The 18416-nt window shown below is 34.4% G+C and carries 10 protein-coding genes; 1 reads left to right on the top strand and 9 read right to left on the bottom strand.

Annotated features, from left to right (window positions below; translation table 11 throughout):
• Nucleotides 1-36: 36 nt before the first annotated feature.
• The 6 genes from ACE01P_RS14750 to ACE01P_RS14725 all read right to left on the bottom strand — a co-directional run bounded on the left by ACE01P_RS14750 (nucleotide 37) and on the right by ACE01P_RS14725 (nucleotide 11635).
• Nucleotides 37-420 (bottom strand): VanZ family protein, encoded by a 384-nt coding sequence (locus ACE01P_RS14750; RefSeq protein WP_379699136.1) that lies wholly within the window; start codon nucleotides 418-420, stop codon nucleotides 37-39.
• Complete coding sequence (gcvH, locus tag ACE01P_RS14745; RefSeq protein ID WP_379699132.1) at nucleotides 413-793, bottom strand: glycine cleavage system protein GcvH; 381 nt, start codon at nucleotides 791-793, stop codon at nucleotides 413-415. Before gcvH ends, ACE01P_RS14750 begins: the two co-directional genes overlap by 8 nt.
• 86 nt (nucleotides 794-879) lie before the next feature.
• The gene (gene sprA / locus ACE01P_RS14740; protein WP_379699130.1) at nucleotides 880-8079 is read right to left on the bottom strand and encodes a cell surface protein SprA; all 7200 of its coding nucleotides are present in this window, start codon (nucleotides 8077-8079) and stop codon (nucleotides 880-882) included.
• 25 nt (nucleotides 8080-8104) lie between these two features.
• Nucleotides 8105-8686, bottom strand: a complete 582-nt coding sequence (gene ruvA, locus ACE01P_RS14735) for a Holliday junction branch migration protein RuvA (RefSeq protein WP_379699128.1) — start codon at nucleotides 8684-8686, stop codon at nucleotides 8105-8107.
• Nucleotides 8687-8764: 78 nt separating this feature from the next.
• Nucleotides 8765-11056, bottom strand: coding sequence for an NADP-dependent malic enzyme (locus tag ACE01P_RS14730; RefSeq protein WP_379699126.1), 2292 nt, complete (start codon nucleotides 11054-11056; stop codon nucleotides 8765-8767).
• Between the two features lie 153 nt (nucleotides 11057-11209).
• Entirely contained in the window at nucleotides 11210-11635 is a 426-nt protein-coding gene (locus tag ACE01P_RS14725; protein WP_198854486.1) for a CBS domain-containing protein, read from the bottom strand.
• 492 nt (nucleotides 11636-12127) lie between these two features.
• Here ACE01P_RS14725 and ACE01P_RS14720 point away from each other — a divergent pair, with 492 nt between their 5' ends.
• Nucleotides 12128-12568, top strand: a complete 441-nt coding sequence (locus ACE01P_RS14720) for a hypothetical protein (protein WP_379699124.1) — start codon at nucleotides 12128-12130, stop codon at nucleotides 12566-12568.
• Between the two features lie 60 nt (nucleotides 12569-12628).
• On the opposite strand, the gene ACE01P_RS14715 is transcribed toward ACE01P_RS14720, so the two are convergent.
• The 3 genes from ACE01P_RS14715 to ACE01P_RS14705 all read right to left on the bottom strand — a co-directional run.
• Nucleotides 12629-14641 carry an OmpA family protein gene (locus ACE01P_RS14715; protein WP_379699123.1) on the bottom strand — a complete coding sequence of 671 codons (2013 nt, stop codon included), beginning with the start codon at nucleotides 14639-14641 and terminating at the stop codon, nucleotides 12629-12631.
• An 8-nt stretch (nucleotides 14642-14649) separates the two neighbouring features.
• Nucleotides 14650-15576 carry a type IX secretion system membrane protein PorP/SprF gene (locus tag ACE01P_RS14710; RefSeq protein WP_379699121.1) on the bottom strand — a complete coding sequence of 309 codons (927 nt, stop codon included), beginning with the start codon at nucleotides 15574-15576 and terminating at the stop codon, nucleotides 14650-14652.
• 48 nt (nucleotides 15577-15624) lie between these two features.
• The coding region (locus ACE01P_RS14705) for a gliding motility-associated C-terminal domain-containing protein (protein WP_379699119.1) at nucleotides 15625-18416 on the bottom strand (2792 nt) is incomplete at its 5' end.

Genomic DNA, 18416 nt, shown 5'->3' with positions numbered 1-18416 from the left:
TGTAATAAAAAACCCACCGAAGTGGGTTTTCTTAAATTATATTTTATCGATTTGCTTTTTAAATCCGATTGCAGAAAAAACCGCAACGAAAGCCCCAAGAGCATTTGCTAAAATATCTGTGACATCTGCAGTTCTTGTTGCCGTAAGAGCACTTTGAAGAATTTCGATTGTAATTCCGAAAAAAACAGAAAATATAAACGAAATTAAATACGCTTTATATTCGTCTGAATCTTTTCCTTTCAATTCTTTTTTGAAAAACAAAATCCATGAAATTGTAAATCCAAAATGAAAACAGAAATGTATAATTTTATCAATACTCGGAAAATTAACCGCTGGTATATTACTAGCATCTGTCAGACAAAAATAAGTAATGATCCCAGAGCAGATAATTGCCCAAATTAATAATAGTTGTTTAGGCACCGATTAATTCTTTATAAGCTTGATCAGATAATAAAGTATCAATTTCTGAAGCATCAGCAATTTTTATTTTAATCATCCATCCATCTCCATAAGGATCTGAATTTACAGTTTCTGGAGCACTTTCTAAGTCTTCATTAAAAGCAATGATCTCACCTGTTAATGGTAAAAATAAATCAGAAACTGTTTTTACAGCCTCAACAGTTCCAAAAACTTCATCTTTTGAAAGTGTCTGATCTAAAGTTTCTACCTCAACATACACGATATCTCCTAACTCTTTTTGTGCAAAATGAGTAATTCCTACAGTCGCAACATCTCCTTCGATGCTAACCCATTCGTGATCTTTTGTGTACTTTAAATTTGCTGGTATGCTCATAATCGTTGTGTTTGAAAATTGATTGTTTAAAATTTTAGCCACAAATGTAATAATCTTCTAATAAAATCTAGTTTATAAACTCAAATTTAATTTCCGAAATTATAACGAAGTGTGAAACCTGATCTGATATTCGTTAATGGGAAAGAAGTTGAAATAACTGCTTTAGAGAACGAATGATCATAATAAAATATTGCTGTTAAGTTTTTACTGAAAGCATAATCGGCTGTTAATTTTAAAGTCCAAATATTCTGTCCTGCTGCCAACTGATTATTATCGTAATCTAAATATCGAACCAAAGTTTCATTATTTCTAAATGAAAAATCAGCTTTTATATTAATATCACTTTTAATAATTCCTGTTGGATTATCTGCCAATCTTGACGAAATAATTACGTCTTTAAAACGATATCCTACTCCAACAACATACTCCACTCCTCTTACCTCTGTCAATAAATTATTATCGAAACTCATAGACAAAGCACGGTCTTTTTTAACTTCAGTCAATAAACGGAATGAATTTTTCAACTCGAAATCAATTCTCATCAACGGGCTAAACTGCTCCACTAAATTGACATTCGACATAATCGTTTTATTAAAAAAGTTTGTGTTTACGTCCTGACCATTTGGATTTTCAAAATAATCAAAGTTTGATCTAAACTGGCTAATCGTGTAAGATGCTCTATAATTATGTTGTAATGAAAAACGTCTAAAATGGTCTTTGAAATACTTATAACGCATTAAACCATTATATTTCACATTCCAGTTTGGAATAGGGAAACTTCTAAAAATACTTGTTGAACTACTTGATGCATCTCCGCCTGTATAAGCCGCCATAAATGAAGGCAACAACACGGCTTGGTTACTTTTTGAGAAACCGATAGGATAGCCTACATTGGATACATAAATTTTATAGTTCGGATCTGTTTCAGCTGGAATTGGATTGTTTGCATCTCCATATCTAGGAATTTCAGCTCCGCCATAATGCTGCGCCGCCAAACGGTCTGCAATAATCAAACGATTACTTCTAAAATCATCAAAAGCCGATGACACTGTTTCTGTACTTGTTGAAAATGCTGTTTTAATCAATACCGTTGAAATAGAAAACATTCCATAACTGTACGGTGACAATGGTATGTATTCGCCTGTATTTTGATCCACACTATATTGTTCAGATGAGTTTTCAGAATAAGCGCGATCCATAGCCAAATCAATTTTCAAATCAGGCAGTAAATCTACATTTGCTGTTACTTTCAGAAGCTTGTTGCTTACTTGCGTGAAGTTTTGATTAAAATTTTGATAACTAGTTAACCATCCATTTTTAGCCGCTTCAAAACGCACATCATCCTGACTACCGAATACGAATCCTAATGAAGGCTTAGATGTACCAAAGAAACCAACTCCTGGAATATAACCTGGTAAAACTGTACCGCTATTTTTAGTATAGTTAATCTGAACGTTTTTAATACTTGTCAAAACTCCAATTAAACCATCATAAAAAGGATTACTGCTCGTAACTGGTTTAGCCGTATTTACAATCTTTTCTCCTGGTTTTGGTGGAGCCGCAGGTTTTTGTTTTGCTGGCTTTCCTCCTGGTGTTAGACCTAAATATTTATACAGCATATTCATATTTAATGTCGTCGACAAAGTATTTGAATTGGCATTTTGAACCGTATTTCCTAAATCCCAAGATACTCCGCTTTCATCAACATATTGAGAAAGTGCTGTTGAAGATCTCTGCCAATTGTAATCTGCCGTATACGAATAAGTAGCTTTTACGAAACTAAATATTGGAATTTTATTAATCGGAATATCATAGTTTAAAACCAATTGCTGTAAATGTTGGTTTGGTATACCGATGTCAAAATAATCATCCCAAATATTAAAGTCTTCTTTTGGCGTATTATCGTCGTTCAAAAAGTTTCTTACAATATTATTAGAAGCTGCTGTATAATTTAATTTTAATGATTTTGTCAAATTAAATCCAAAACCATATTGATAATTAAATGCGAAGTTTCTTCTATAAAGAGGATCAAGTCCGATACCTTCAACATCAACTTGTCTATATTGCTGGCGATTGCTTTGTCTTAAAATATTAGTATTAAACGAAACATTTGAAGGAAGATAGTTGATGTTAAAATCGCTCAACAGTTTCCAATATTCACTTGTTTTCATGAATTTGGTCTGCTTAAACGGAACTACTTCTTTCGGCTGGAAAGTATAAGCATAGTTAACCGAAGTATTTGATTGTTCATCATCATAACTTTCAACCTCATAATCGTGTCGCTCTACTTGATTGTACGATTGAGAGAATGTAAAGTTTTCCACATCATAAACATGCGGTTTCTGTTCTGGCGCTCTATCTTTTCTTACCCCAATAAAGTTAATACTTTTACGCTTCGTATAATCTACAGCACGCGTTCTGATATTATCTTTTTCTGCTTGATCTGTCGTTTCTTCTATTAACTGCTTTAATTTAATATCTTGGTTAAACGGATCATATTCTGGTGTAATAACTTCTTCTCCAATTGCATAATTGAATGGAAGATTAATACCCCATTTTGGAGGAAGCAGTTTTCCTAAATTTATATTGGTTACAATGTTGTATTGCTGAATATCTTCACGATCTCTTTCATTAGCGCCTTGTTCAAGAGAACCAAAACCAATCGTGCTCTTTTTACCAGAAGCAGACAATGTCATCAAATCGGCCATATTGGTATCGACATTCAACAATGCAGCCATACCTCCTTTATTTTCCAAATCAGACATACGAAGTTCGTTAAACCAAACCTCACCCATAATATCTTTATGGTTTGCCGCGCTTTTTACTCCGACCATTAAATTTCGAACTAAACCAAAATTCGGATTTCCTTTAATACCTAAAGTTAATTTTCCGTCTTGGTCACCACCATCTACATCTGGATCTCGGTCTGGATAATAAATACCGTTTATATCTCTTTTTGGAGAGTTAATATCGATATTCATTCCCAAAACTTTCATTCTTGTCAGTAATGATAAAGCTACATCAATGTTATTTTCTTCAAGCCAAACTTGATCTGGACTGATTGTACATGAACCTCCAGTTCTTGTTACTTTTAATGGAATCTCGATTTGATAAAAGTTCTGTGTAAAGTCATTACCAAAACGAATAAATCCGATCATCTCATCGTCTAAAAGTTGAGTTTCATTTGGAAGTGATTCTGCGTGAAGGAACATTTTCAGTTTTTTGTACTGACGCATATCAACACTTACATTTTTAAAAACTGCTCTAGAATCTTGATATTCCAATCCTGAACCTGCTATTCGCAATGCTAAAGATTGTTCATTTTGATTGATAATTGTATTGTTATTATACAATTGCTCTCTTTGAACTCCAGGTGGAATAACATAATTTACAGGACATTTTGTACCGTTTTCCTGAATATTTACAGCTGCAACATCAAATTGTGTTCCGTCGTCATCAGGGTTTGTATCATTTGCATCTAATGTTCCAGTATATTTTCTCCATTCTCCTCTAACTAAATCCAACGCTCCGAAACGAACTGTCATCTGATCGTTAAATCCGGTCATAAACATACGCATGAAACGAATCGATCTAAAATCGCTAATATTTCCAATCGTATTTTGAGGTTTCGAAACAGGAATTTTAAACTGAATCCATCTTGCATTCGTTGAAGCTCCATTAGGAAGTTCTACATTTTGAACTTCTCTAATATCGGTAATGTAATTTTCTCCAACTTGCATACCTGGTCTTACATCAATACTATATTCATAGTAAGCATTGATTGTACTCATGGTATTATCACGATTGATATCTTCAACGTCTGGTAGAGTTGTAGAGCCTCGATTTGGATCATCAATACTCACAGCAGAGTTTCCTTCAGTTCCATTATATTGCTTATAACGTTGCAATACGCCTCCTTCTGTATTTAAGAAATACTTATAGTTATCAGCAGCAGGGTCTGGCTCTCCTGCATAATTCGTATAAATTGATCCTTCTTTTGCATCTGGCAAACCGTCTAAACCAACATCCTGATTTTTACGATTGTCTGCATTAGTATCAAATGCATAAATTAAGGACTGAGATGCTGGTACGTCTCCCCAAATTGGCTGTGGGTTTACCATAACCTGATCTGGTCCTAAACCATTTTCATATTGTTTTCTTCCGTCTTTCAGAACGTCTTCAGAAACTTCACCTAAATTGAAATAAATCTTTCCGTTATTAGTTCCCTGAGCCTGACCTGTTCCAACATATGGATCAAGTACCCAAAACTGAATATACTCAACATTTCCTTGCTCAAAGTTCGTAGAGTTAAGTGCACGCATAATTCCACCAAAATTAGTTGACGGATTGCTTGCTCCAAAATTAGGGTTGTTATTGTAAGGTCCTCTATCTGATGGATAATACGTTAAATCTAGCGTATTAATAACCTGAATCTGTCCTTGTGCAATATCTGTATTTGGATAAAGCTCTTTACTATAAACCCTTCTCGTTGTATTCAAAGACAAATCATCGTTTGAAATTCCAGACGGTTTAGAAGTAAAGAAAATTGGGTCAATAGTATACCAAGATAATTTAGCACGTTTATAACCATATTCTAATGTACTTGCGCTTGCATTAAATGTATTATCTGTAGCAGAATTAATGAATGGTGTTGAAGCCAAACTCCATGCATAAGCAGATCTCATGTCAATTGTAGTTTGAGTACCTTCAAAATCATCAATATAAATTGTAGCTTCTCCTTCAAAATCACTTGCTTTTGGAGCATCTGGCTTCAAAAATGCCACTTCTCCACGAATCGAAAGATTAGAAGGAACATCTGTATCTATGTTTGGTAATTTGTTGGCTAATCTTGTCAAAAATGGAACTTCGGTTGCGTAGTTTCCGTTAAAACCGAAAATCGTATTATTTACAGATTCTTGTCCATAACTTGATTTTTGAGTAAAAGGACGTTCTGTCATTTTTAAGAAAGTACCTCCAACAACAAACTTTTCAGAAATTTTATGTTCAACATTAAATCCCATAAATCTTCTTGTCTGCTGACCGAATATTGAATTATTTTCTAATGAAACTTCAATTGGCGTATTAGAAGCTTGAAGTGAAGGATCTAATATTTGAACTCGCCCTAATTGATAATCTACGCTATAATCAATACCTTCTACCAAAACACGTCCTGCTGCGGTTACCACAACAGATCCTTGCGGAACGTTGAATGCACCGATAGGAATACCGCTACTTCCAGAAGATTTGTATTTTCCTCTTAATAAGAATTTGTTTTTATCACTATCCTGTAATGCTCCAGCCTGAGTATTCTTATACATGTTTCTAAATACATATTTCCTCTGATTCGCATTATATGTAGTTGGATCATTATAGCTCTCTCCCGAATTGGTGTTTAATTTTCTAAATAAAAGCTCTCCAAAAGGTTCTTTAGTTGTAAAAATAATTCGTGCATTCTGTACATCAACAGTTACTCCAGGAACGTAATCAAAGAATCCGTCTCCTCCTGTCTGCGGATCGTTATTGTAATTTAAACGGTCAAGATTAAAGACATTTAATAAAGGCGTTTGTTCTAATTTATCATCTGGTGCTGGATTTGCAGGGAAAGTACTTCCTGATACTGGCGTAATATAATTTATTGGCGAAGGATCCGTATAAAGGATATTAAGTCTGAAATCTTCTTGTTTGATTTGATAAGCCTGTGGAATCTGATACACGTTTTTCATCATCAAGTTCCAAACTGGATTTTGCACGTTTGTTAAACTGCTTTTCAGCATTTTCAAAACCAAACTCTGTGTAACGATTGCCTGATTCGCATTGTTGTTTCCTGTAACTACAGTTGCATCTACACCGTCACTACCGAACTCCCCAACTTGATATGTTTTTCCTCCAACAGTATATTCAAACGCAACCGCTAGGATTTCATCATTTGCCAAACGCTGCTGTAAAGAGATATAACCTAATTGAGCGTTGAAAGTAAATTCGTTTGTGGTTAATTTTCGAGCATTTTCTAAAACAGAATAATCTGTTCCTTCATTTACGTTCGTGTTATTGAATCCAGATTTTGCCGTTACAATTTCTCTAATATTAGAATTTAAATAACTTCCTGCTTTTCCAATCGCTGCCGGATCGTATTTGTTATTTGTATTATCAGTCGGAGAATCTATAGGATTATTAAAAAATCCAATTGGATCTGTAATTACAACAACTTGATTATCTGGCACACCAGAAACCTGCCCTTCTCCTAAATCCTGAAGCGCAATAACGTTTCTTAAGTTATTGTTTGACGTAGTTACTCTGTTCTGCTTATTGGTAACCCATACCTCAATTCTTGTAACTTGAACACGGCTATCAATTAATGGATAATTTTTAAGCGAAGCATCATACTTATTTCTAAAGTATTGTGATAAGAAGAAATGTCGGTCATTATCATAATCTAATGCAAACAAATCAAAGTTCTGCACCGTTCCTCCACCTTCTGCGACTATACTTTTGGTTTGTGACTTTTGTTCTGAGAAAACTCCAGTAACAGTTGTCTTACCAAATTGCAGTTGCGCTTTAACCCCAAATAAACTTTGAGCACCTCGAATCAAAGTACTATTTAAAGGCATGCTAACGTTACCTACCTCAACCTTCTGAACAATGTCGTCTTCTGAGGGAGTATAAGCCAGTTTAAATAAATTCTGGAAAGCAAAAGTTGATTGTGTATCATAGTTGGCATTTACCTCCAAACGAGTTCCGACTTTCCCCATCAAACTCATACTGATTCTTTGATCGAAATCAAAAGTCAGACTGGATCTGTTTCTTGGTGAAAATGAAGGATTGTCTTGTTTGGTGTAACGCATCCCCAAGTCCATTTCAACTGACCCTGTGGGTTTTACGTCTATGGTATTACTTCCAAAAATACTTTCGAATAAACTCGAATTGATATAATATCTTGGCAATAAGTCTTTTTTTGCAGCTTCTGCTCCAGCCTTTTTACCGTCAATGGCATCAGATTTTTTTCTAAAATAATCTCTTCTGGCTTCTTTTAGAACTAAATCTTCGTATTCTTTTGGAGTTAAAATTAAAGGGTAATTAATAGAAAAACCATCTACTGAGTTGGTGTAGATATAACGATCTGTAATAGGATCGTATCGATATGCAGAGAGTATGCTCGGAGGATCTCCGATCTCTATCTTACCTACTGAAAACTGAGTTTTAGTTGTATCTTGAGCTGCCGGTGTGACCTGTGCGCGCAAAACATTACCGCAGAGCAATACCAGCAACAAAATACAAATTTTACGCATAGAATTCTTTTATATAAAATGAAATTTATAAGCTTTTTAAAGCCTTTTTGATAATTGTTTCAACAGTAGCTTCAGGATCTTCTTTTACGATTTTTTCTACTACTTTTTCAGAAGCTTTTCGAACAAAACCTAATACTTCTAGAGCAGATAACGCTTCATCTCTATTTCTATTGTTTTGAACAGCAAAAACTTCGTCTATATCGTACAATTTAACAACTTTTTCTTTTAAATCTAGTATAACCCTTTGTGCTGTTTTGTTTCCAATCCCTTTGATAGACTGGATTATGCCCACATCTCCCGATGCAATGGCATTTATAATTTGCTTTGGCTCTATTGACGAAAGCATTGTTCTTGCGATTCCTGCTCCAATTCCTGAAACAGAAATTAGCATTCTAAAGATTTCTCGCTCCGATTTTTCGGCAAAACCATATAAAGTATGCGCATCTTCTTTAATTTGAAGATGCGTATACAATTTTATATTTTCAGAATTTGGAATTAAGGAGAAGGTGTGCAGTGATATATTTACCTGATAACCAACCCCTCCGCAATCAATTACAACCTCTGTAGGATTCTTTTCTACTAATCTTCCCTGCAAATGTGCTATCATAAATGTAATTTCTTAGTATCAAATATAACAAAAATGCCATAAAACTACGACAAATTTGTTCAATCCTTGTTAGAACGTTTATTGTGCTATTTTATTCTTTTTAATTTCTTTTTCTTGTGCATCAATAACAGCAATAGCAGCCATATTGACCATCTCTTCAACGCTAGCACCCAATTGGAAAATGTGAACTGGTTTACCCATACCCATCATGATTGGCCCAATTGAATTCACTTTATACAATTCTTTTAATAATTTGTAAGTGATATTTGCTGACTCTAAGTTAGGGAAAACCAAAGTATTAACTTTTTTACCTGCTAATTTAGAGAATGGGAATTTCTCTTGAAGCATTTCTGGGTTTAAAGCAAAATCTGCTTGAATCTCTCCGTCAACAATTAATTCTGGGTGATTTTTATGTAAATAAGCTACCGCTTCTCTAACTTTTGAAGCGCTTTCACTAGTTGAAGAACCAAAGTTTGAGAACGAAACCATTGCTATAACTGGCTCAATACCAAACATTCTTGCTGTTTTAGCAGTCATAATTGCAATATTAATCAAATCTTGTGCAGAAGGATTAATGTTGATTGCAGTATCTGATAAGAACATTGGTCCGCGAGAAGTAAGCATCATGTTTGCCGTTGCTACCAAAGAAGCATTAGGTGCTTTTTCGATTAATTGAAGCATTGGCTTAACTACAGAAGGATAACTTCTAGAGTATCCTGTTACCACTGCATCTGCCTCACCTTCATTCACCATCATTGCTGCAAAATAGTTTCTTTCGCGCATGAATTTTTCAGCGTCTAATTTAGAAACACCTCTTCTTCCTCTAGCTTCCCAGAATGAATTTGCAAATTGGTTACGTCTTACGGCTTCCTCATCGGTTTTTGGATCGATAATTTCTAAATCGGCATCAAAACCTAATTCTGCTTTTAACTCTAAAATCTGTTCTTTGTTTCCTAATAAGATTGGGAATCCGATTCCGTCTTCGTAAACAATTTGAGCTGCTTTTAAAACGTTTAATTGATCTGCTTCAGCAAAAACAATTTTCTTCGGATTTAATTTTGCACGGTTTGTAATTAAACGCACCATTTTGTTATCGTTACCCATACGTTCGCGAAGCACATCTTCATAAGCTGCCCAGTCTGTAATAGGATTTTTTGCAACTCCAGATTCCATTGCTGCTTTTGCAACTGCAGGAGCTACAACCGTAATCAATCTAGGATCGAATGGTTTAGGAATGATATATTCTTGACCAAAACCAAGTTTTGTTGCACCGTAAGCTACGTTTACTTGCTCAGGAACTGGTTCTTTTGCCAAAATAGCTAAAGCTTTTACAGCCGCCATTTTCATTTCTTCGTTGATCTTTGTCGCTCTTACGTCTAACGCTCCTCTAAAAATATAAGGGAAACCTAAAACGTTATTTACCTGATTAGGAAAATCTGAACGTCCTGTCGCCATAATAACGTCTTTTCTCGTTTCTACAGCTAAATTATAGTCGATTTCCGGATTTGGATTTGCCATTGCAAATACAATCGGATTTTTTGCCATTGTCAATAACATTTCTGGCGATAAAATGTCTCCAGAAGATAATCCGATGAAAACATCAGCGCCTTTTACTGCTTCGTCTAAAGGAATTTTTGCTCCGTCAATAGCGTATTTTAATTGTAAATCTGATAAAGAAGAATTGTCTTTTGTTAAAAGTCCTTTACTGTTGAACATTAAAATGTTCTCTACTTTTACTCCTAAAGAAACATATAAATCTGTACAAGCAATTGCTGCAGATCCTGCACCAGAAACTACCATTTTTATGTCTTCAGCTTTTTTTCCTGCCAATTCAAGTGCATTGATTAAAGCTGCAGAAGAAATAATTGCTGTTCCGTGCTGATCGTCGTGCATTACTGGAATATCCAATTCTTCGATCAATCTTCTTTCAATTTCAAAAGATTCTGGAGCTTTGATATCTTCAAGGTTAATACCTCCAAAAGTTGGAGCAATATTTTTTACAGTCTGAATAAATTCTTCAACATTTTTTGTATCAACTTCGATATCAAAAACGTCAATGTCAGAGAATATTTTAAACAACAATCCTTTTCCTTCCATTACTGGTTTTCCTGCTTCTGGACCGATATCTCCAAGTCCTAAAACAGCTGTACCGTTTGAAATAACGGCTACTAGATTACCTTTTGCTGTATATTTATAAACGTCTTCTTTGTTTGCTGCGATTTCTAAACATGGTTCTGCAACTCCTGGCGAATAAGCCAATGATAAGTCTCTCTGGGTTGCATATTTTTTTGTTGGAACTACCTGAATTTTTCCTGGAGTTGGTTCTGCGTGATACAGTAACGCTTCTCTTCTTTTACTCTCTTTGTTCATTTTTTTAGCATTTATTCTAGCTTACAAAGATATAAGTCTTGTTTTAAAATGGAGTCTTTTTAGCGTTTTCTTTTTTTAAAATCCATTCGAATAAATAAAAAAAGTCCAATAGAAATTGGACTCGTTTGAATTTTTATCGTTTTTAGATACCGTTTATTGAGAAATATAAGAATTCAAATGGTTGATTGTATCTTTTTGAATTTCTATAATTGCCTTCACTACATCGCTGATTGAAATGATTCCAACTACGATTCCGTCTTCGAGAACAGGCAAGTGTCTTATTCTTTTTTCGCTCATAAGTTCCATACAATCTTCAAGATTATCTGAAAGTTTTACTGTAAAAACATTACTTTCCATAATCTCATGAACAAAAGTTTCTTTAGAAGATTTATCCTTCAGAACAATTTTTCTGGCATAATCTCTTTCAGATAATATTCCTTTCAAAACGTTATCATCAATAATTAAAATTGCTCCAATGTTTTTTTCTCCCATAACTTTTAACGCATCATAAACCGTTAAATTGGAGACAATCGAATAGACATTTCTTCCTTTTGCTTTAAGTATTTGATCTACAGTCATAATGAAAAATTTTTAGGATTATAAAGTTATAATAAAAACCAACACGATCTGCAACGAAAACGTTTTATTGAAATCATAACTTATTCATTTTAAACAAAATAAACAAAAAGTCGTTTTTTGAATAGTATACTGTAAAGAATGGAATTGTTTAGAATACTTTTTTGAGGAAAATTAGATTTTTTAACTATAAACATTTTGTGTATCTGATACTTGGCTCAAAAAAAAGTTACGAATTTTAATTAATTTTAAAAATCGAAATAATCTTCATTTTTCACAACGACAAAAAAAATGCTCCAGCGGAGCACAAGATTTATAGCAAAAAAAAGACAAGAATATAGAAGCTCCAGCGGAGCGACATATCACCCCCGATGGGGCTTTTTTATGGAGAATTATTATGTTTTCTATAAATATTTCGTCCCTCTGGGACTTACCAGAAAAAAAATCATAACACGACATATATGTCGTTCGATCTTTCTTCCAATTGAAGTACATTTGAAAAAAATAAGAAATTACTTTAAAAACATATTATCGTATGTCAAAAAAGATAAAAAGAAAAAGGAACTTGCGAAACTTAAAATAAAAAAACAACAACTTATGGAATTAAACGAAATCAAAAATTCAGTCCAACTTAAAAAACTAACTTCTTTCTATTTTCAAACCTTAAAACCGACTAATGGCAAAATAGAAGATAACGTTGCCCAAATTAAATTTCAAAGTTATTTGGAATTGGGTTGTGTAATTACTGATATGTTGAAATTATGCATTTTGGCTTTAGAGCAAGATGCTCATAAAATTTCTGAAACCAACAAAAGCCAATCTATTAATGTTAGTCTCATTTTAGAAACAGTTCTCCAATTAATTCCAATGAATGAATTTGAGTTTTTAAGTGAAATTAATTATTTGCTTGCTGGAGATTCTACTATTAAGGATTAACTAAAAAACCCTTTTCTAAAATTTAGAAAAGGGTTTTTATTTTATTTGAAGAAGTTCGTTTTACATTGCTACAATAATAAATTCGCTTCGTCTATTTTTCATGTGTTCTTTTTCTGAACATTTTACTCCGTCTGCACATTTGTTAACCAATTGTGTTTCTCCGTAACCTTTGGCAGTTAATCTGTCTTCGGCAATTCCTTTTTGAACCAACCAGTTTTTGGTTGATTGCGCTCTTTTCTCCGAAAGAATCTGATTGCTTTCTGAAGAAGAACGGCTGTCTGTATGCGAACGAATATCTAGTTTCATGTTTGGATAATCGTTTAAAAGATTCACCACTTTCATTAACTGTGGTTCTGATGTTTTTTTAATCGTTGCTTTACCCAAATCGAAGAAATTCATAGGAAGGTTTAGCAATTTTGCAATATCTACTCCTACTCGCATCGAACTCAATTTTACTGGACTGATAGCTACTTTTTTGATCGCTACCGTTTTTGCTGCAAGCGGTTTAAACACTTTGTTTAATCCAATCATTTGAGTCGTTTCTCCTTTTTCTCTGCTAATAGTTACTACAACTTCTTTGGCATTATAATCGTCTTTCGCAGTTCTAATCGTATATTTTTTACCACATCTTAAATCCGGAAAAACATAATTTCCTTTTTCGTCTGTTGTGATAGTTCCAATTGGATCAAATTTTTCATTGAATAAAGTCAGAGAAGTATTCGCCAAGATTGCGTTTGATTCTGCATCGGTAACAGTTCCTGATAAATTTTGTTCGCAGATTAATCTTCTGGTTTCTGCAAATCTGTAAATATCATCCATCCCAAGTCCGTTTTCTCTGTTTGAAGAAAAATAACCGCTTCTGCTTTTACTGTCAATGCTGAAAGCAAAATCGTCTTGCTTGCTATTTACAGGTTCTCCAACATTTAGAACGTCATCGTAAGTTCCGTTTGCTTTTATACGCGAAGCAAAAATATCCAATCCGCCTAAGCCTGGACGTCCGTCAGAAGCAAAATACAATTCATTTTCTTCAGAAATGAAAGGAAAAGTTTCTCTTCCTTCTGTATTAATAGCTGGACCTAAGTTTTCTGGCGCACCAAAAGTTCCGTCATTATTAATTGCAACTTTGTAAATATCAGATTGTCCTAACGTTCCCGGCATATCTGATGCAAAATAAAGTGTTTTTTCGTCTACGCTTAAAGCCGGATGTGCCGTGCTATATTGATCGCTATTGAAAGGAAGTTCCGCAACATTTTTCCATTCGTTATCGATAAATTCTGCTTTATATAATTTTAATAAGGTTACATTTTTGTCGTTGCTACGTCTTTTACCATCTGTAAAATTATTTCGGGTAAAATACATCGTTCTTCCGTCTTTTGTAAAAATCGGACTTGACTCATTAAAATTGTCTTTTTTTCTTTTAACTAAAAGTTGCGGTTTTCCAACACTTCCGTCTGGCATTAAATCTGCCATGTATAATCTAGAGAAAGATCTGTTTGTCCATTGAAAATTGGCTTTTACCACTCCGCCAGTATCGCGCGCAGAAGTAAAAACGATTTTGTTATTGTAAACAGTGCTTCCGTAATCTGAATAACGAGAATTAACTCCCGCATCGGCAATTTGGAATCGGCCTGAATTTTCTTTTATATCCTCTAAATAATTTTTGTCGCTTCTAATAAGATCTGCTCTTTTTTCTGAAGTTGCTTTCTGATTGAATTTCTGCAAAATCTCGTCAGACTTACGATAATTTCCCGCCGATTTTAACGATTGTGCATATCGGTATAAATATTCTGCATCTTGGTTTTCGTTTATCACAAATAATTGTTCGTACCATTTTAATGCATTTTTTAATTCTCCATTAAAATAATATGAATTTGCTAAACGCTGAATTACGCCTTCGTTAGTAGTTTCTGCATTTACTAAAGTCTCGTATACTTTTATGGCATCCGCGTAAGCGTACTCTTCGTATTTTTTATCTGCATATTTTATGTTCATTGTCGTAAATGGATTTTGTGCATTTACATTGGAAATAAAACTAAACAGTAAAACGATCAATATTAAATTTCTAGCTTTCATAGGTTGTATTAAAAGAATCTTGGGGATATCATTTTATTGTAATTATTAAAGAATTCGAATCTTAGGAAAATCTCGTGAGATCCAGAATTGTATTTTCTTAATTGCGTCGTTTCATGATCGTAACCATAACCTACGTACATTCCTTTTGTAACTTGAAATCCTGCCATTGCACTAACAGATGCGCTCCAACGGTAAGCAAGCCCTAAAACGAATTTGTCATTAAACATAAAATTTCCAGAAACATCAACCTGCAAAGGAGCTCCTTCTACCATTTTAGCCATTAAAGCTGGTTTGAATTTGATGTATTCTAAACGATCTAGATTAAATACATAACCTGCTATTAAATAGTAATTAATTTTTTCTTTGAAAATAGCAACATCGCCTGAATCATGACGATTTGAATCATATCGATTGGTTTCTATAAAATTTGGAACCGACAATCCAACATACGCTCTGTCAGAATGAAAATAAAGTCCTGCTCCAACATTTGGCGAAAATTTATTTTTAAGGTTCTGAAACTGCGGATCATCTTGATCTTCGTAACTCAATTTATTAATATCGATGTTAAAAAGATTCGCTGTTCCTTTAATTCCAAAAGATAAATTCCAAGTGTCTGAAGTCGGAATTGTATAAGACAAATCTGCCGATAAAGTATTTTCTACAGTTGGCCCGATTTTATCATTTACCAAAGAAACTCCAAGTCCTAAATCACTATTTTTCAAAGGTGTATTAACAGAAAATGTACTCGTTTCTGGCGCTCCATCTAATCCAACCCATTGCGTACGATACAAACCAAAAACGCTTAAAGCTCCTCGCGAACCTGCATATGCTGGATTAACTTCGATTGTGTTATACATGTATTGTGTATACTGCGCATCTTGTTGCGCGTGTGACACAATCGAAAAAAACATAAAAACTAAAATTAATTTTTTCATTTATTAAGCTTTAGAACGGCTTAGCGCTAACTAAGCCGTAGTCCAATTTTATTTATTAAGGTATAAGTAACCAGATTCTTGGTGAGAATTTTGAGCGCCGTCTTTGTATTTTAAGACATAGAAATACGTTCCAACTGGAAGACCATCTGTTTGTTTGATTGTAGAACGTCCGTTAGAATATCCAACAAAAACTCGATCGTTATTGTTATACTGATCTATGTTGAAAACTAGAACTCCCCAACGATTATAAATTTCAACCGTATTCTCTGGATAACACTCTATTCCTCTTATGTAAAATCTTGCATTCTTGCTGTCTCCGTTTGGAGAGAAAGCATTCATCACTTTAATAGAACATCCGTTTAAGTCTAAGACTGTTGGATTATCTCCGCTATTGCTTGCATCATCTGACTTATCCTCAACCATAACTCCTCTTACACTGCTTCCATTTGCAATTGCTTGATTGCTTACGCTTCCTCGATTAATATCTTCTTGCGTTATTTTGTAAACTGCTGTAAAATTGGTTTCATTCGATTCGTTAACTCCCAAATTAATTGCTTGTCCAGAAACTACTACTCCCGGCAACGGATCGTTTATCGTGATACCAACAAGAGGCACATTTCCTGTATTGGTTACAGTAAATTTGTACGTAATTGTTTCACCCGCATTTGCAAAACCACTCTTATTTTCATCATTGAAAACTGCAGTTTTAACAACCGAAATAGCTGGAACTTCAACAAAAACATTTAATGTCGCCGTAGCACAATTTGATGGATTTGCTTTTTCGCAAACTTGATACGTTAATGTATACGTATTTCCTGGTGTGTTTGGTTTTACGCTTACTGTTCCGTCAGCATTCCATTCAAAATAAGCATCAGGAATTAATGGTTTTACAATAACATCTGCTGGATTAATTGGCTGACCGTTTATTAAATCATTTTCTAAAACATTGATAAATTCCAGAGAGCCGTTAATTCCGTCTGCGCTAACATCATTATCATTATTTAAAGTGATCTCATTTACTGTTGGCGGAACTGGATCTGCAACATTATTTACTGTAATTTTAATTATCGCTTGAGCACAATTTGATGTATTTGCAGCTTCACAGATCTGATAAGTCAATTCATAAACTCCATCTGGCGTATTTGCCGAAATATTAATTGAGCCATTTGCATTTAATGAGAAGTTTGGATTTACTACTGGTACTGATAAAATAACATCTGAAGGTTTAATTTCAGCTCCATTCAATACGTCATTTTCAAAAATATTAACCGTAGCGTTTGCTCCTTTTTTCACATTTATTGGACCTGTCTCATCATTATTTGCTTTTATAGAGAATGTTGGACGCGCATTACAATCTGATGTAGCAGAAGGATATGCAACAGAAACTGTTACCGTTGGATTTAATGAAAACTCCATTTTCACTCCATTTCTGGTAGCTTCAAATCCATCAGCACCTTCTGTCCAAATACCATTATTTAAAACCCATCCTGGCCAATCAATTCCATTTTCATTACTATCAATTACTGCTCCTGGCCATAAAATCTTTCCGCTTAATTGCTGATTGGTCTGAGTTGCAACAACATTATTATTGCTATCAATCCATCTAATAGTCAATAAATTATTTGCTACGAAATTGTCTGGTGTAACTGTATAATTAACATACGGAACATTGTTTGAACAATAGCTGTTTGCTACAACTGTCATTTTTGGTTCTGTTACCGTTACTTTTACAACATTTGAATCACAGTTATTTGAATTTAATTTTTCACAGATTTCATAAGTCAATTCATAGTCTCCTGCAGGCGCATTAGGCGCTAGTGTAACATTTCCGTTTACATCTACAGTTAAATATCCTTTTGGATCAGCTTTAGTTACAGTAAGATTTACATCTGAAGGCACTAATGGATTTCCGTCTTTTGTATCATTCGCAAAAACATTGATTACTTCCTGAGGAACATTTACTCCAACTGCTGGTACAAGATCTTCGTTTGCTATAAGTTTACCTCCTTTAACTGGTACAATTAAAACTACTGAATCGCAGTTTAACGGATTCGTGTTTTCGCAGATTTTGTATTCTACATTATAATTTGCTGCTGGCGTATTCGGTGCAACAGTAATTGTATAATCTGAATTTAATGAAAGTCCCGCCGGAAGCGTTCCGACAATTTCAAACTTAACTTCTCCCGCCGCTGTTCCTATAACAATCGGATTTCCGTTCAATTTATCATTTGCAATTAATGAAATGGTTTTTCCTCCAATGTTTCCGTTGATCGAAGCGATCACATCTTCAACCGCATCGATTGCAGGCAAACTAACTGTTACTTTTACAGTGTTTGAGCTGCAGTTGTCTGGGTTTAATTTCTCGCAGATTTCATACGTAAGCTCGTAATCTCCTGCTGGAGGATTAGCGCCCAAGACAATGCTTCCGTCTGAACCTACTGTCAGATATCCTTTTGGATCTGATGCTGTAGTTTTCAGCGTAACATCTTTCGGATCTAACGGCTGTGAGTTTTTAGTGTCATTGTCAAAAACATTTTTCCCTAAAGTCTGAGGAACATTCGATCCTAAAACTGATGGAATCTCATCTGCATTTGCCACTAGATTTCCTGCTGTAACCGGTACAGTATCTATAACTGAATCGCAGTTTGACGGATTGGTGTTTTCGCAGATTTTGTATTCTACTTTGTAATCTCCTTTTGGAGTATTCGGTGCAACGCTTATCGTGTAATCTGAATTTAATGAAAGACCCGCCGGAAGCGTTCCAACAATTTCAAACTTAACTTCTCCCGCAGCTGTTCCTACAACAATTGGATTTCCGTTTAATTTATCATTTGCAATTA

The organism is Flavobacterium sp. HJSW_4, from assembly GCF_042436695.1.
Classification (GTDB): Bacteria; Bacteroidota; Bacteroidia; order Flavobacteriales; family Flavobacteriaceae; genus Flavobacterium.
The sequence above is the reverse complement of the archived record's forward strand: the minus strand, read 5'-3'. Positions and strand labels throughout refer to the sequence as shown.

Coding starts and splice junctions, on each gene's coding strand:
- gcvH (WP_379699132.1), bottom strand. CDS start 793: ATGAGCATACCAGCAAATTTAAAGTACACAAAAGATCACGAATGGGTT.
- sprA (WP_379699130.1), bottom strand. CDS start 8,079: ATGCGTAAAATTTGTATTTTGTTGCTGGTATTGCTCTGCGGTAATGTT.
- ruvA (WP_379699128.1), bottom strand. CDS start 8,686: ATGATAGCACATTTGCAGGGAAGATTAGTAGAAAAGAATCCTACAGAG.
- ACE01P_RS14730 (WP_379699126.1), bottom strand. CDS start 11,056: ATGAACAAAGAGAGTAAAAGAAGAGAAGCGTTACTGTATCACGCAGAA.
- ACE01P_RS14725 (WP_198854486.1), bottom strand. CDS start 11,635: ATGACTGTAGATCAAATACTTAAAGCAAAAGGAAGAAATGTCTATTCG.
- ACE01P_RS14715 (WP_379699123.1), bottom strand. CDS start 14,641: ATGAAAGCTAGAAATTTAATATTGATCGTTTTACTGTTTAGTTTTATT.
- ACE01P_RS14710 (WP_379699121.1), bottom strand. CDS start 15,576: ATGAAAAAATTAATTTTAGTTTTTATGTTTTTTTCGATTGTGTCACAC.